We start from the raw sequence: 15,054 nt of genomic DNA, 5'->3' as shown, positions 1-15,054 counted from the left end.
CCCGCGATCGGGAATGGAGGTGGACACCATGTCCACAACTGAAGCCGTTCTGCTGATCGTTTTGGCAGGGCTTGTCGTTCTGATCCTCTGCAACATCACGTTTCAGGTGACAGCGGAACGAAGGAATCCGCCTATCGGCGTCTTCATCGTGTGCGACGGAATGCGCCTTCACTATATCGAACGGGGCGATGCCGCCGCGCCTTGCGTGGTCTTGCTCCACGGAAATGGCACCATGGTTCAGGATCTCGTCCTCAGCGGATTGGTCGACCGTCTGGCCCGCAACTATCGCGTTGTTTGCTTCGACCGGCCAGGGTTTGGCTACAGCGACCGTCCGCGCACGCGCATCTGGACGCCCACAACGCAAGCTTCCTTGTTCGCGAAGGCTCTTGATCAGCTCGGCGTGCGCAATCCCGTGGTGCTCGGCCACTCCTGGGGAACGCTGGTGGCAATCGCGCTGGCGCTGCGAAGCGGTTATGCCGTGAGCGGGCTGGTGCTTGTGTCCGGCTACTATTTTCCAACCTCCCGGATGGACTTTTGGCTCATGTCAGGTCCGGCACTGCCGCTGCTGGGCGATCTGATGCGCTACACGATCTCGCCGATCATATCGTGGGCTATCGCGCCGAAGCTGATGCGCACGCTGTTCGCGCCGCGTGCCATTCCACCGGAATTCAAGAATGAATTTCCGATCTCGTTGGCTCTCCGGCCCAAGCAGTTGAGGGCGGCAGCCGAGGAGAGCGCGTTCCTTATTCCCGCTGCTGCGCAATTGCAGCTTCAGTATCAAGGTATCCGGTGTCCCGTCAGGATCGTGCATGGGAAGAGTGACCGGCTCATCGAGGCCGACCAGTCGCGCCGCCTGCACGAGGCGTTGCCCCGCTCCGTGCTACACTTGGTCGAGGATGCCGGTCACATGGTTACCTATGCAGATTCGCCGGGAATAGCGGATGCCGTGGCGGCGCTGGCGCTCACCGCGCCGCTGAGGACCGCATAGGGTGTTGCAATGCGGGCGTCCGGAAGTGGCCCTTAGCCGAACCACGCTGGTCCCACACTAGACATCGCCAACGTTTCAATCCACCATTTCAACGGCTATGATGGCAAGCTCGCGCGCTGCCGAAATTGGAAATGCACCATCAGAGCGATCATGAGTGGGCGCCGGTGTTTTATAGCTTTAATGGGAGCGGCCATCGTCGTCGCGCCGCTCTCGACACGCGCGCAACAGCCGGCCACACCGGTCATTGGATTCCTCAACAACTTGTCGCCTGGTGCGATCGCCCGCCCCGTAGCCGCGTTCCGCGAGGGCCTGAAGGAAGCCGGCTTTATCGAAGGCCACAACCTCGTGATCGAATATCGCTGGGCCGAGAATCACAATGATCGTTTGCCCGCGCTGGCTGCCGATCTGGTCCGGCGCCAGGTTGCGGTGGTTGTTGCGACCGGCGGTGGCGCCTCGGCGCTAGCCGCGAAGGCTGCGACCACGACAATTCCGACCGTGTTTTCCTCGGCCACTGATCCTGTCGAGCTGGGCCTCGTTGTCAGCCTGAACCGACCCGGCGGAAACGCCACCGGCGTTTATGTGATGACCAACTCTTTGGAAGCCAAGCGGCTGGGCCTGCTGCACGAACTGGTGCCAAACGCCGCGACCATCGCCATGCTGGTCAATCCGGGCACTCCCGGCGCCGACAGCCAGTTGACGGAAGCAAAGACGGCTGCGCAAACCCTCGCGCGGGAGATTCACGTTCTAAGGGCACACAACGAGCCGGAACTCGACAGGGCCTTCGCGATCCTGGCCGAGCATCATACCGACGCTCTCCTCGTCGCGGCCGATCCGTTCTTCAACGCTCACCGCCAGCAGATCGTCACAATGGCAGCGCGCTACGCCGTTCCCGCAATCTACGAATTCCGGGAGTTTGTGGTGGCCGGCGGCCTGATGAGCTACGGGATCAGTCTGGCCGACGCGTACCGGCAGATTGGACTTTATACCGGCAAAATTCTTCAGGGTGCCAAGGCCGCTGACTTGCCGGTTATGCAGCCGACCAAATTCGAGTTGGTCATCAATCTCAAGGCCGCGAAGGCGCTGGGCATCACTGTCCCGCCGATGCTGCTCGCCCGCGCCGACGAGGTGATCGATTAGGGGAGTTGTTGCTGCCGTGCACGAGTCAGCTTGTGGCCCTTGCTGATCTCAGCCCAGAGCTGCGTCGATGTCCGCTTCATAGAGGTGACCCGACCAAGGTCTTCTGGCTGCCGAAGGCAGCCTTTGACCCATTGCGGGCATATCTTCGCGCCGCTTTGCGATGCAATATTGCACTCACCAAGTGCCACCTCTGTCGAGAACTGATATACTGCACCGCGTCGTCCTCAAGTTGTGATGAGGGTCGAATGAAGCGGCGGGAGTTCATCGCGGCCGCTGCGGCGTTACTCGTTTCGTCACGGGGTTTGCGGGCGCAGAGCAGACGCTATCGACTTGGCTTTCTCGCTGTAGGTGACGGAAGCGCGCGGACGCTCAATCAAACCGAACTGGCGTTGTTTGATGGGCTGCGAAACCACGGTTGGATAGACGGAAGAAATCTGATTATCGATTATCGTTTTTCCCAACCTCCGGATCGACTGCCCGCTTCAGTTGCCGATCTGATTGCCCTCAGTCCCGATGTGCTCATCGTCGCGGCACCGCAGGCAACCAAGGCCCTGAAATCGGCAACTGCTACCATTCCCATCGTATTCGTAGCTGTGGCTGACCCTGTGGGACTTGGCCTCGTGCAAAGCCTAGCGCGTCCCGGCGGCAACATAACGGGACTTGCGACTTACGTGCCGGGGGATTTTGTCGCAAAACGAATAGAAATCCTGCGGGAACTGGTGCCTGGTGCCTCGCGGTTTGCAATCCTGGCCAATCCAGGCAACCCGATGCATAGGCTGTTGTTAGCCGACGAGGTACCCAGTACGGCCCGCAACCTGGGTGTGGCTCTGCCGATAGTTCAGGCGATCACGGCCGAGGAGCTTGATGTGGCCTTTGCCTCGGCTGCCGCCCAGCGCGCTGATGCTATCATTGTTTTTGGCGATACTCTGACCGTTGTCGAGGCCCCCCGAGTCGTCGCGCTCGCGGCGAAACATCATCTGCCTGCTGTTCATTTCTCCCGACAATTCGCCAATGGGGGATTGATCGTCTACGGGCCCGATATCGCCGATCTGTTCCGCCGTGCAGGCGGCTACGTCGATAGGATACTTAAAGGCGCCAAACCGTCCGATCTGCCGGTAGAGCAGCCGACTAAATTCGAGTTCGTGATCAACATGAAGACTGCCAGAGCACTCGGCCTCAGCGTGCCGACCTCATTACTGCTTCGCGCTGATGAGGTGATCGAATAGAGATCCTATTTGCTGCGATGCACGAGTTTCTTGTTGGCCCCAAAAGCGAAGTTCAGTCGTGGCCACTTTCGCGGCGCTGTTGGACACTGAGCCGACATGGGGGCGCCGGGCGTGCGTAGGAGCCCACGCACAAGCCCAATGATCTCAACGTCCCCGCTACTGTGCATGGGGTTGTTTTTCAGCTTTTTGTTTTGAGGGCCGCCGAACCAGCCGCGCTCAGCGCCGGCCGCGCGGGGCCTCGGCCTTGGCGGGCTGTTCGGTCTGCGGGCCGCAGCTCGCAGCTGCAAGCGTCGCCTGCGCCTGCGGCATCAGGCCGGGCTCGGGGGCGAGCGCCTTCATCACGATAAGGCCGGTGGTGCTGGGGGAATCGATGATCAGGCGGTCGGCCGCGGTGACCTCTTCGTCCTCGGGCAGCTCGTTGTGCTGCGCTTCCGTCATCAAATCGAGCTCGATCACCTTGCGGCCCGCCGAGCGGTCGTTGATGGCGTAATAGGCGATCTCGTTGCGGGTGTAGAACGACACCGAGGTGTAGGCCTGGCTTACCGGCACCGTCAGCTTGATCGGTCCGCTTGTGAGGTCGTAGCGGCAGATCGCCAGCGCGAAGGCCGGGTCCATGAACGGCATCGGTGAAGTGTTGGGATCGGCGAGGGGAAGCTGGCTGACGCCGTTGAGCTTGGTCATCGGCGTCATTCGCGAATAGGCATCCTGCGTCGCGATCCGCGGCAGCGCCAGCACGCTGACGAGGTGGACCACGAGGCCCAGCACCACGCCGGCAACGACGGTGAACAAGAGGCGGATCATGAGCAGCCCACCGTCGAAATCGTCGGCATCGGCGCATCGCGCTGGGTGCGCGTCGCAACGCCGACCGGCGTGTCGTAGAGGCGCAGCATCAGCGCGTAGCGCTCGATGCCGCCGGTCGGCAGCCAGTTGCCGGCGCGCGAGCGCGAGGCGATGCGGATCTCGAACGAGCCGTCGGACTGGCGTACGATCTCCTGGCTGGTGAAGCCGTAGCGGGCCAGCGAGTTGGCGACGAGGTGGCCTTTGCGGTCGTACAGCGTCAGCGTCCAGAACCGCGCCGGCGGCGTCACGCCGGAGACGATCACGTCGCAGCGGCCGTCGAGCGCCTTCTTCTTGTCGTCGGTGGTGGCGGTGAAGGCGACGCCGTCGCCGGTGCCGATCGGCAGCTCGCCGTTGCGCACGATGGTGGCGCGCGAATAGGGGTCGACGTCGGCGGTGCCGGTGCGCGGCCGCGCGGTCCAGGCGCCGATGGTCAGCGCGCCGATCTCGGTGCCGCGCGTCGTCGTCATCCAGGTCGCGCCGAGGCCCACCACCGTCGCGAGCAGAAGGGCCGTCAATGTGATCAGGATCAGCCGCACTTGTTTCGATCAGTTCTTGCGCGGGGCGGAGGCGTTGGCATTTTCTTCCGCATAGTTCTGCGGGAAGGCGAGCGCGCTCGTCGCCGAGGGCGGCCTGGCCGCCTTGGTGTCGGCATCCGCCGATTTCTTTGCCGTCTTGGCGGCGTCATCCAGCAGCTTCTCGACGCGCACCAGGATGTCGGCGCCGCGCTTGGTCAGCACCGGCGGCGGACCCGGCTTGGTCTCGAGCACCTTCGGCGCCGCGTTGGCCTGCGCGTTGCTGACATGCTGCGGCGGCAGCTTCTGGCCCATGCCGATGCCGGGGATTTCCCGGACCTCGACGCCCTGATGCGCCGCGAGCATGATGTCGTGCCAGGTCTGCGCCGGCAGCGAGCCGCCGGTCATGCGGTTGGTCGGCGAATAGTCGTCGTTGCCGTACCAGACCGCGCAGGTGAAATTGCCGGTGTAGCCGACGAACCAGGCGTCGCGATACGCATTGGTCGTGCCGGTTTTGCCCGCGGTCGGAATGCCGTCGAGCGCGGCACGACGCGCGGTGCCTTCGCTGACGACGTGGCTCATCATGCCGGCCATGTCGGCGGCAACGGAGGCGGGGATCGCCTGCCGCGGCTTCGGGCCGTCGCGGTCCCAGCGCCAGACGAGGTCGCCGGCGCCGGTGCGCACTTCGAGCACCGAATGCGGCGTCACCGCCTTGCCGCGGTTGGGGAAGGTCGCGTAGGCGACGGCGTGCTCGAGCACGGTGACTTCGTCCGAGCCGATCGGCAGCGACGGCGTGTCGGGCAGCGGCGCCTTGAGGCCGAAGCGGCGCGCGACCTCGACGATCTTGGCGCGACCGATCTTGGCCGGGTTCGGCGCCTTCGGCTGCTCCTTCTGGCCGATCGCGATCGAGAGCTTCACCGGCACGACGTTGATCGAGCGCGTGATCGCCTGCGTCAGGGTCACCGAGCCGGAATAGGAATGGCCATAGTTCTGCGGGCACCAATTGCCGATGCAGACCGGGCCGTCGACCACGATCGAGTTCGGCGTAAAACCGTTCAGCAGCGCGGTGGTGTAGACGTAGGGCTTGAACGACGATCCCGGCTGGCGGTAGGCGTCGGTGGCGCGGTTGAACTGGCTGGCGCCGTAGTCGCGGCCGCCGACCATGGCGCGGATGCCGCCGTCGAGGTCGGACACCACGGTCGCCGCCTGCGTTGCGTGATAGTCGCGGCCGAACTGGCGCAACTGGTTCTCGACCGCGTCTTCGGCGGCCTTCTGCACGTTGGTGTCGATGGCGAGGCGCACCACGAAGACGCGCTCGGTGTACGATTTCGGGAAAGTGTCGACCAGCTTGCGCATCTCGTCGAAGGCATAGTCGAGATAGTAGTTCGGCGAAGCCTCGTCGCGGCGATCGACCGCGAAGGCTGGGTTGCGACGGGCGCCGAACACCTGGCCCTCGGTCATGAAGCCGGCATCGACGAGGTTGTCGAGCACGACGTTGGCGCGGGCGCGCGCGGCGGGCAGGTTGATGTGGGGTGCGTATTTCGTCGGGGCCTTGAACAGGCCGGCGAGCATCGCGGCTTCCGCTAGCGTCACGTCGCGCGCGGATTTGTTGAAGTAGAAATGCGCCGCGCCGTCGACGCCGAAAGTGCCGCCGCCCATATAGGCGCGATCGAGATAGAGCTTGAGGATCTCGTTCTTGGTCAGGCGCCATTCCAGCCAGACCGCGAGGAAGGCCTCGTTGACCTTGCGCTCGATGGTGCGCTCGTTGCTCAGGAACAGGTTCTTGGCGAGCTGCTGGGTGATCGAGGAGCCGCCCTGGCGGACGCCGCCAGCTTGCGCGTTGGTGACGAGCGCGCGCGCGGTGCCGGCGATGTCGATGCCGAAATGCTCGTAGAAGCGGCGGTCCTCGGTCGCCAGCGTCGCCTTGATCAGCACGTCCGGAAAATCTTCCAGCGGGATCGAATCGTTGTGCTTGATGCCGCGGCTGCCGATCGGGTTGCCGTAGCGGTCGAGGAAGCTCACGGCGAGATCGGACTTCTTCAGCCAGTCCTCGTCCGCGGTCTCGCGGAAGGCGGGGATGGCGAGGGTGAGCATCACGACCAGGCCGCCGAGGCCGAGGGTTGCGGCCTCCGACAGCGGCTCGATGAACACCCAGCGCTTCCAGCGTCCGACATAGAACCGGTCCATGAAGGTCGAGTAGCGCTCGTAGAGCTCGCGGATGCCCTTGGCTGAGGAGAACAGCGAGGAGTCGATGCGCGCATCGAGGTCCAGGAAGAAATTCCGGATCTTCTGTTTCCAATGCGGTGGTAAGATCTGGCGCACCTAGAACCCTTGAGGCTTGGTTCGAAAGCGTTCAAGCACCCGGCCGGGGGCGGCATCGAGACGTCTTGAGGGAATGTTGCGGCAAACCCAAGGCGCCCGGCCAGCATCCGAGGGACTTGCTGTTCCTTCTAGCCGAGCGGGGCCCATAAACCAATGGTCAGGCTCGCGATTTTGAGCAACAGGCCTAATTGACCCCGGTTCATTACGGGCCTCAAAGGCACCTTGCTTGCACCACCCCGGCCGCACGCCCTAGATGGCTTGAGCCGTAGCTCTTTCGAACTTTTGTTGAGGCGCATGACCGCAGTTCCCAAACGACCTTCAGGCCAGGAAGGATTCTTCTGGAAAACCAAGACGTTGGAAGAGATGTCGGCCGGCGAATGGGAAAGCCTGTGCGACGGCTGCGGGCGCTGCTGCCTGAACAAGCTCGAGGACGAGGACACCGGGCAGATCTATTTCACCCATATCGGCTGCAAGCTGCTCGATGGGATGAGCTGCGCCTGCAAGGACTATCCGAATCGCTCCGACAAGGTTCCTGACTGCGTCCGCCTGACCCCGGCCAATGTCCGCACCCTGAACTGGCTGCCGCCGAGTTGCGGCTACAAGCTCGTCGCTGAGGGGCGCGATCTCTATTGGTGGCATCCGCTGGTCTCCGGTGATCCCAACACCGTGCATGACGCCGGCGTCTCCGTGCGCGGACGGGTGGAAGGCAGCGAGGACGAGATCCCGGACGAGGAGCTCGAGGACCACATCGTGCAATGGCCGGCACTGCTGCCGAAACGGGCCCGTCTGAAGCGACGTCCGAAGGACTGAACCGCCGTCAGGTCTTGCGCGGCGATCACGTCTTCGGGATGGCCCGGGGGCGGGATGCACCCATGCGCCGCGGCGTCTGCCTGGGAAGAACTTTGCTGTCTACATTGGGCTGCATAGAACGAATCCTTTGCGGCGTTGCGCCGCCCCACGACGTCCGAGCGAGATGAACAAGTTCGACCGGCAGAGCAGTTCTGCCGACATCCAGACTTTGCCTGACGATATCGCCGAGGAGCTGTCCCGGCTTCCGAGCGAGGTCATCAGCGTCGATGACGCGCCCTCCATCGCGCCGCCGGTGCCGCTGTCGCAGGACGAGGTCCGCACCATCGTCATCAGCCTGATGCTGACGATGTTCCTGGCAGCCCTCGACCAGACCATCGTGGCGACTGCGCTGCCGACCATCGGGCGCCAGTTCCAGGACGTCTCCAATCTCTCCTGGGTCATCACCGCCTATCTGCTCGCCTCGACCGCGGTGGCGCCGGTGTTCGGCACGCTCAGCGACATCTACGGCCGCCGCGTCATGATCATCATCTCGCTCAGCCTGTTCGTGGCGGGCTCGGTGCTGTGCGCGGTCGCGCCGAACATGCCGATGTTGATCCTGGCGCGCGGCCTGCAGGGACTCGGCGGCGGCGGCATCATGCCTGTCGTGCAGACCGTGATCTCGGACGTCGTCTCCCCGCGCGAGCGCGGCCAGTACCAGGCCTATTTCTCCAGCGTCTGGATGGTCGGCGGCATTTTGGGCCCGGTCATCGGCGGCGTGTTCGCCGAGCATCTGCATTGGTCGATGATCTTCTGGATCAACCTGCCGCTCGCGGCCGCGGCCATCGTGATGCTGCTGCCGAAGATGAAGAAGATCCCGGTGTTCCACCGCAAGCGCAAGGTCGACTGGCTCGGCGGCGTGCTGCTGATGGCCTCCGCCGTCGTCTTCATGCTGGTGCTGACCTGGGGCGGCACGCGCTATCCCTGGCTGTCGCCGACCGTGCTGGCGATGGTGGGCGGCGCCGTCGCGCTCGCGGTCAGCTTCGTCTGGCACGCCCGGCGGGCCGACGAGCCGTTCCTGCCGTTGAAGCTGCTGACCGGATCGGTGGCGCCGTTCGCGCTGACCGCCGGCGGCTGCGGGCTCGGGGCGATCACCGGCCTCACCGTGCAGCTGCCGCTGTATTACGAGTCGGTCTACCATTTGAGCGCAAGCGAGGCCGGCCTTGCGTTGATCCCGCTCGCGGCGGTCTCGACCGTCGGCGCGGCCGTCGCCGGCCGCACCATGGCCCGTGCAAAACACTACAAGCGCGTCGCGATCATCGGCACCTCCTGGGCCGCGCTGTGCGGCCTCGGGCTCACGCTCACCACGCTGCCGCTGTGGGGCTTGCTGACGCTGATGGCGGCGTTCGCGCTCGGGCTCGGCACCACCTTCCCGGTGTGCGTGGTCTCGCTGCAGAACTCGGTCGCGCGCCCGCAAGTCGGCACCATCACCGGCGCGATGAACTTCTTCCGCTCGCTGATGTCCTCGTTCACGGTTGCCGCGTTCGCCGCGATCCTGCTGATCGCGCTCGGCATCGACGTTCCGCTCGCCGGCGAGCACCACGCCGCGGGCGCCGTCGCTATCCCCACCGAGGACATGCGCCACGCGTTCCGCTACGTGTTCGGCGCCGCCACCGCGCTGATGACCATTGCCGCGCTGTGCCTGATCGCGATGGAGGAGCGGCCGCTGGCCGGTCCCACCACGGCGCAGCCAGTGGAGATGGCGGAGTAGGCGCCTAAAGCGCGATGCGACGAGGATGAATCGTCATCGCGCTTTAGGTTGTTGTTTAAGCATGATCTTTTCGGAAAACCGCTGCGCACTTTTCCGGATCATGCTCTAGCCGCCGCGATCGGGATCGTCGTCGGCATTGCCCGCGCCCGTCTTCCGCGCTTTCGCCGCAAGCTGCTCTTTGAGCTGTGCCAGCGCCTCTGCGGACCGGTCATGGACATCGGTCACTGCGATCCAGGCATCGACATAATGCTCGGGCGCGTAGACATGGCCAAAGCCCATCGGCGTGTTGGTCGCAACCGCCATGTCGAGGGCGAGCTGGAGCATCGTCACGATCGGATACCAACGCAGCTCCGGTGACACGTCCGGCCCGCGCGGCGCGCTCATCCAGGCCGGGGCCTGGTAGGCATCGCGATAAGCGAAGAACGTGATCGCGTCGCTGGCATATTGCAGGTAGACGACGCGCATCGGACCCCACGGCGCGTCTGCCCGGACCGTCGGCCCGTTCTGGTTCATGAAGCGCACGAAGCGGTTGTCGCGGAATTCCGGCAGCCACGCCGGCGATCCCGGATTGCGGTTCGCAGTGATCGAGCGCCAGAAGCGGCTCTCGAACGGCGCCCCGCTCCATAGCGCGCCGGCAATGGGATCGCCGATCATCTCGAACAGCTCCGCGGATTTCTCCGAGTTCATGGCGCCGAGGCTGAGCCCGTGCAGATATAGTTTCGGCCGCCTGTCCTTCGGCAGCGTCGTCCAGTAGCCGTAGATCTCCGCGAACAGCGCGCGCGCCGCCTCCGCGCCGTATTCGGGCTGAAACAGCAGCGACATCGGGCTGTTGAGATAGGAGTACTGCATCGCGACGCTGGCGACATCGCCATGGTGGAGATGTTCGACGGTGTCCATCGCTGCAGGGTCGATCCAGCCGGTGCCGGTCGGCGTGACGACGATCAGGATGTTGCGATCAAAACCGTGCTGGCGCTTGAGCTCCTCGAGCGCAAGCCTGGCGCGCGCCTGCGCGGTGGCGCCGCCGGCGAGGCCCACATAGACCCGGACCGGGTCCTGCGCCGGCCTTCCGCTGACGGCGCTGATCTCGGTTGCGTTCGGACCCGAGGCAATGAACCGGCGCCCCATGCGCCCGAGCTCTTGCCACTTCACCAGTGATGCCGGGCTTCCGGTCCGACCGGGATCAGTCGGCTGCGGGCGCTCGGGCTCGAGCAGGACGTCGAGTTCGCGGAAGGAGGAGTCGAGCGCGTTGAACGCCGTGCGGATCAGGACATTGCTGGCGATCGACCAGAACAGCAGGCCTGCGGCCAGTATGCCGATGACGTTGGCGACCTTCCGCGGAATGACGCGCCTCGTATGCTCGGCGAGGAAGCGGGCGAGCAGCGCGAATAGCCGTCCCAGCACCAGCAGCACGACGAACGTGATCAGGGCGATGACGCAGACCTTGAGCGGATGCGCGGTCTCGACCGGCGCCATCTTCATCACGGCGCGGATTGAGTTCTGCCATTCGGCTGCTCGCCACAGAAAGACGATGACGACGAGCAGGCAGGCGGCTGCCGCCAGCGCATTCGCAATCGATCTGGCGCGCGCCGAAGGCTCGGGCAGCTCGAGATAGTGCCACAGCCGCCGCCACAGGACGCCGGCGAAATAGCCGATCGCAAAGCAGCCGCCGGCGAGGACGCCTTGCGTGAGATAGCTCCTGGGGATCAGCGTCGGCGTCAGTGCAGCCGCGAAGAACAGCGCGCCAAGCATGAGGCCGACGCCGGATAGCGAGAGGAGTTGTCGCCGAATGAACCGCGCCAGATTCATCAAAACGCCTCCCGGGCGAAATTGTCCTCAGGGCTTGTCTGAAAAGCTGCTCTTGCGCGGCAGCACAATCGTGAATTCGGTAAACTCGCCGGGCGTGGTCGCGACGTCGATCGTGCCGCCGTGCTGTTTCACCACGATGTCGTGGCTCATCGACAATCCGAGGCCGGTGCCTTCGCCGGCCGGCTTGGTGGTGAAGAACGGATTGAACATCTTCTCCTTCACCGCGTCCGGGATTCCGGTGCCGTTGTCGCGGATGCGGATCTCGACGTGATCGCCGCGGTCGCGGGTCGCGGCCGTCACGACCGGCTCGTAACCGGCCGCCGCGGTCTCCGCCTTGCGCCTGGCGACCGCATGGAATCCGTTTCCGATCAGGTTCAGCAGCACCCGGGTGATCTCCTGCGGGAACACGTCGGCCGAGCCTGCTGCCGGATCGAGCTCGCGCTTCAGCGTCACGTCGAACTGCGGCTTCTCGGCCCGTGCGCCGTGATAGGCGAGGTTGAGGCTCTCCTCGACCACAGCGTTGACGTCGCTCAACCGATGCTCGCCGCCGCCCTCGCGCGAATGCAGCAGCATGTTCTTGACGATGGAATCGGCGCGCCGTCCGTGCTGCACGATCTTTCCGAGATTGTCCTTGAGAAGCCCCGTGAGCTCGTCGACTTCGCTGCGGACATCGTCCGCGAGCGTCACGGGCGCGAGCACCTCGTTCAGCTCGTCGGTCAGCTCGGCGGACAGCGAGGCGAAATTGTTGACGAAGTTGAGCGGGTTCTTGATCTCATGCGCGATGCCGGCGGTGAGCTGGCCGAGCGAGGCGAGCTTCTCGGTCTGGACCAGACGGTCCTGCGCCGCGCGCAAATCGTCGAGCGACTTCGCAAGCTCCCGCGTGCGGTCCTGCACTTCGTCGAAGAGGCGCACATTCTCGATCGCGATGACGGCTTGATCGGCGAAACTGGTAACGAGTTCGATTTGCTTTTCGCTAAACGGCCGGATCGCGCGACGTGCGAGAACAATAGCGCCAACGGTGCTGCCTTCGCGCAGCAGGGGCACACCCAGGAAGCTACGCGGATTGCCGCTCAATTCCTGGCCTTCAAAGGAGTAATCGGGGTCCTCGAGCACATCGGTGACATGAACAACCTTGTCGCCGAGCAGAGTCCTGCCCGTGATGGTACGCCTATCCGGCCGGACCGGAAGATCTCTTACATATTCGACGAATTTGGCTGGAAAGCCGTAGGAGCCCGCCCGGAAATAGGTGCTGCCGGATTTGCGGGTAATCGCCGCCACATCGGCTTCGCATAGTCGCGCCGCCGATTCGACCAGCGTATCGAGCACGGCCTGCAAGTCGAACGCCGAGCGGCTGATAACCTTGAGCACGTCGGCCGTTGCCGTCTGTTGTTGCAGCGACTCGGTCAAATTCTCGGTGCGCTGACGTAATTCACCAAGCAGCCGCGCGTTCTCGATGGCGATCACGGCTTGCGCCGCGAACTGGTTCAGCAAGGTGATCTGCTTCTCCGAGAAGCGTCGGCTCTCCTGCCTGAAGATCATGACGTTGCCGACCACGCGCTCATCCTGAAGCAACGGTACCGCAAGCAGGCAGCGGGCGCCGCCGAGATTGACCAGCGCCCGACGGTTCGGCTCGCCGCTGCGATAGACGTCTGACTCCCGCAGGTCGACGATTTCGACGAACGGTTCGCCCTTCAAAAGGCGCGCGGGCGCGGTGGCCGGACCATAGTTGAGGGGCGCCTTGCGCCGGTATTCGTCGTAAGCGGGGGGCAGTCCGTAAGTGGCGGCTGTGCGGAACTGCGCGCCGTCGTAGGTGTTGAGCACGCCGAAACTGGCGCCGCAGAGCTGCATTGCCTTGCCGAGCATCGCCTCGAAGACCGGCGCGAGATCCCCGGCCGATCGGCTGATGACGCTGAGCACCTCCGATGTTGCAGTCTGCTGCTCCAGTGACTCTGCGAGTTCGTGCGTCCGCGCCTGCACCTCGTTGAACAGCCGCGTGTTCTCGATCGCGATCACGGCCTGGTCGGCGAAGGTCTGGAGCAGGGCGATCGCCTTGTCCGGGAAAGCACCGGCCTCCGGCCGCGTCACGCCGATGGTGCCGATCGCAACGCCGTCGCGCAGCATCGGGATCACGAGGATGCTGCGATAGCCTCTGGTGCGCGCCAGCTCCTTCATGGCGTCCGTGAGGTCGCTTTCGTTCTGCATGTCGCTGCGGAATGCGAACTTTCCGCTCGTCGCGACCCGGCTGTGGATGCCGGATGCCGATAGTGGCGCCGGGAACGAGCTGAGCAGATCCGCGTTGCCCGCCTCGTTGTCGGTGGTGAAGGCCGCCAGATGCAGCAGGCCGTCGATGACGCGGGTGACGGCGGAGGAATGTCCGCCGACCAGCGCCTTGGCGCTGTCGGAGATGGCCTGGAACACCGGCGTGACGTCGGCAGGCGAAGCCGCGATCACCTTGAGGATGTCGGCCGTGGCGGTCTGTCGCTCCAGCGCTTCACGGGTGGCGTTGAACAGGCTGACATTCTTGATGGCGATCACCGCCTGGTCGGCGAAGGTCTGCAGCAGCCGCACGTGATGCGGGGCGAACGCACCGGTCGTACGGCGCGTGGCGATGATGATGCCGATCGCTTCGCCCTCGCTCATCAGCGGCGCGAACAGCATGCTGCGATAGCCGCGGGCGCGGGCGATGTCGCGCGCGGCAGGCTCGTTCTCGGTGTCGGGCAGTTGCGCCGCCGCACCCTTGGCCACGAGCTGGTAGGGCGGGAATTGCGCGAACGGCACCGGGAACGAGGCCTGCAGGACGCGGTCGCCGGCCGGATCGGTCGGCGTGAATGCCGCAAGGTGCGCGGCGCCGTCGATGTAGCGCAGCACCGCCGTGGAGAAGCCGCCGATCAGCCGGTTGGCGTTGGCCGCAATGGCCTCGAACACCGGCTGCACGTCCGAGGGCGAGGCCGCCATCACCTTCAAAATGTCCGCCGTGGCGGTCTGGCGCTCCAGTGCCTCGCGCGTCGTGTTGAACAGCCGTGCATTCTCGATCGCGATCACGGCCTGGTTGGCAAAGGTCTGCAGCAGCTGCACGAGGTCGGGCGCGAACGCGCCAGGCTCGGCGCGGGTGACGCTGATCATGCCGACCGGGGTGCCCCGGTTCATCAGCGGCATGAACAGCACGCTGCGGAAGCCGCGCAGCCGCGCCAGATCGCGGTTCAGCTGCGGCACGTCGGCGGCTTCGCTGTCGGGAAACTGGATCGTCTCGCCGCCACGCACCAGCGCAAAGGTCGGAAACTCCGCGATCTTGCGCGGGAACGACGCCTTGAGCCCTTCGTCCGCCTCCGGGCTGGTCGGCGTGTAGGCCACGAGGTGCAGCTCGTCGCCGATGAACTGGAGCACGGTGGCGGAGAAGCCGTCGAGCAAGCGTTTGGAACTCGACGCGATCGCCTCGAACACCGGCCGGGCATCGGAGGGCGAGGCCGCGATGGTGCGCAGGATCTCCGCGCTGGCGCTTTGGCGATCCCGCGCAGTCGCGAGCTCACTGCGCAGCTGCGTGTTCTCGGCTGCGGCCGACAGCAATCGGCGCTCGAGTTGTTTGATTTCGTTGGAAGGGGACGTCATTCCTGATCCGGCTTGATGCCGCGACATGCGCGGCACCGGCCCGGATTATCACATCTTCCG

At 64.7% G+C, this 15,054-nt stretch carries 10 protein-coding genes; 5 read left to right on the top strand and 5 right to left on the bottom strand.

Annotated elements, in window-relative coordinates:
- Positions 1–28: 28 nt before the first annotated feature.
- The 3 genes from RAD04_RS01320 to RAD04_RS01310 all read left to right on the top strand — a co-directional run bounded on the left by RAD04_RS01320 (position 29) and on the right by RAD04_RS01310 (position 3,351).
- A complete protein-coding gene (locus tag RAD04_RS01320) occupies positions 29–988 on the top strand; it encodes an alpha/beta fold hydrolase (protein ID WP_461622311.1) in 960 nt (319 codons plus the stop codon).
- Positions 989–1,168: 180 nt separating this feature from the next.
- Positions 1,169–2,125 (top strand): ABC transporter substrate-binding protein, encoded by a 957-nt coding sequence (locus RAD04_RS01315; protein WP_018315804.1) that lies wholly within the window; start codon positions 1,169–1,171, stop codon positions 2,123–2,125.
- 245 nt (positions 2,126–2,370) lie between these two features.
- On the top strand, positions 2,371–3,351 hold the full coding sequence (locus RAD04_RS01310; protein ID WP_092256520.1) for an ABC transporter substrate-binding protein: 981 nt from the start codon (positions 2,371–2,373) through the stop codon (positions 3,349–3,351).
- A 216-nt stretch (positions 3,352–3,567) separates the two neighbouring features.
- On the opposite strand, the gene RAD04_RS01305 is transcribed toward RAD04_RS01310, so the two are convergent.
- Genes RAD04_RS01305 through RAD04_RS01295 form a run of 3 tightly spaced genes read right to left on the bottom strand, consistent with a single transcriptional unit; the run spans position 3,568 to position 7,025 of the window.
- A complete protein-coding gene (locus tag RAD04_RS01305; RefSeq protein WP_461622310.1) occupies positions 3,568–4,152 on the bottom strand; it encodes a DUF1254 domain-containing protein in 585 nt (194 codons plus the stop codon).
- On the bottom strand, positions 4,149–4,727 hold the full coding sequence (locus tag RAD04_RS01300; protein WP_018315808.1) for a DUF1214 domain-containing protein: 579 nt from the start codon (positions 4,725–4,727) through the stop codon (positions 4,149–4,151). The genes RAD04_RS01305 and RAD04_RS01300 overlap by 4 nt, the downstream gene beginning before the upstream one ends.
- A gap of 9 nt (positions 4,728–4,736) precedes the next feature.
- On the bottom strand, positions 4,737–7,025 hold the full coding sequence (locus tag RAD04_RS01295) for a transglycosylase domain-containing protein (protein WP_461622309.1): 2,289 nt from the start codon (positions 7,023–7,025) through the stop codon (positions 4,737–4,739).
- Between the two features lie 294 nt (positions 7,026–7,319).
- Between RAD04_RS01295 and RAD04_RS01290 the strand changes: the two genes are divergently transcribed.
- Both RAD04_RS01290 and RAD04_RS01285 read left to right on the top strand, forming a co-directional pair.
- Positions 7,320–7,835: a YcgN family cysteine cluster protein gene (locus RAD04_RS01290; protein ID WP_018315810.1), complete on the top strand. Its 516-nt coding sequence runs from the start codon at positions 7,320–7,322 to the stop codon at positions 7,833–7,835.
- A gap of 163 nt (positions 7,836–7,998) precedes the next feature.
- Positions 7,999–9,582, top strand: coding sequence for an MDR family MFS transporter (locus RAD04_RS01285; protein ID WP_461622308.1), 1,584 nt, complete (start codon positions 7,999–8,001; stop codon positions 9,580–9,582).
- Between the two features lie 105 nt (positions 9,583–9,687).
- On the opposite strand, the gene RAD04_RS01280 is transcribed toward RAD04_RS01285, so the two are convergent.
- Both RAD04_RS01280 and RAD04_RS01275 read right to left on the bottom strand, forming a co-directional pair.
- Positions 9,688–11,388 carry an alpha/beta hydrolase gene (locus tag RAD04_RS01280; RefSeq protein ID WP_461622307.1) on the bottom strand — a complete coding sequence of 567 codons (1,701 nt, stop codon included), beginning with the start codon at positions 11,386–11,388 and terminating at the stop codon, positions 9,688–9,690.
- A gap of 27 nt (positions 11,389–11,415) precedes the next feature.
- Positions 11,416–14,994, bottom strand: a complete 3,579-nt coding sequence (locus RAD04_RS01275; RefSeq protein WP_461622306.1) for a GAF domain-containing sensor histidine kinase — start codon at positions 14,992–14,994, stop codon at positions 11,416–11,418.
- Positions 14,995–15,054: the final 60 nt, after the last annotated feature.

The sequence above is a fragment of the Bradyrhizobium sp. 25ACV genome (genome assembly GCF_054863005.1).
The sequence above is the reverse complement of the archived record's forward strand: the minus strand, read 5'-3'. Positions and strand labels throughout refer to the sequence as shown.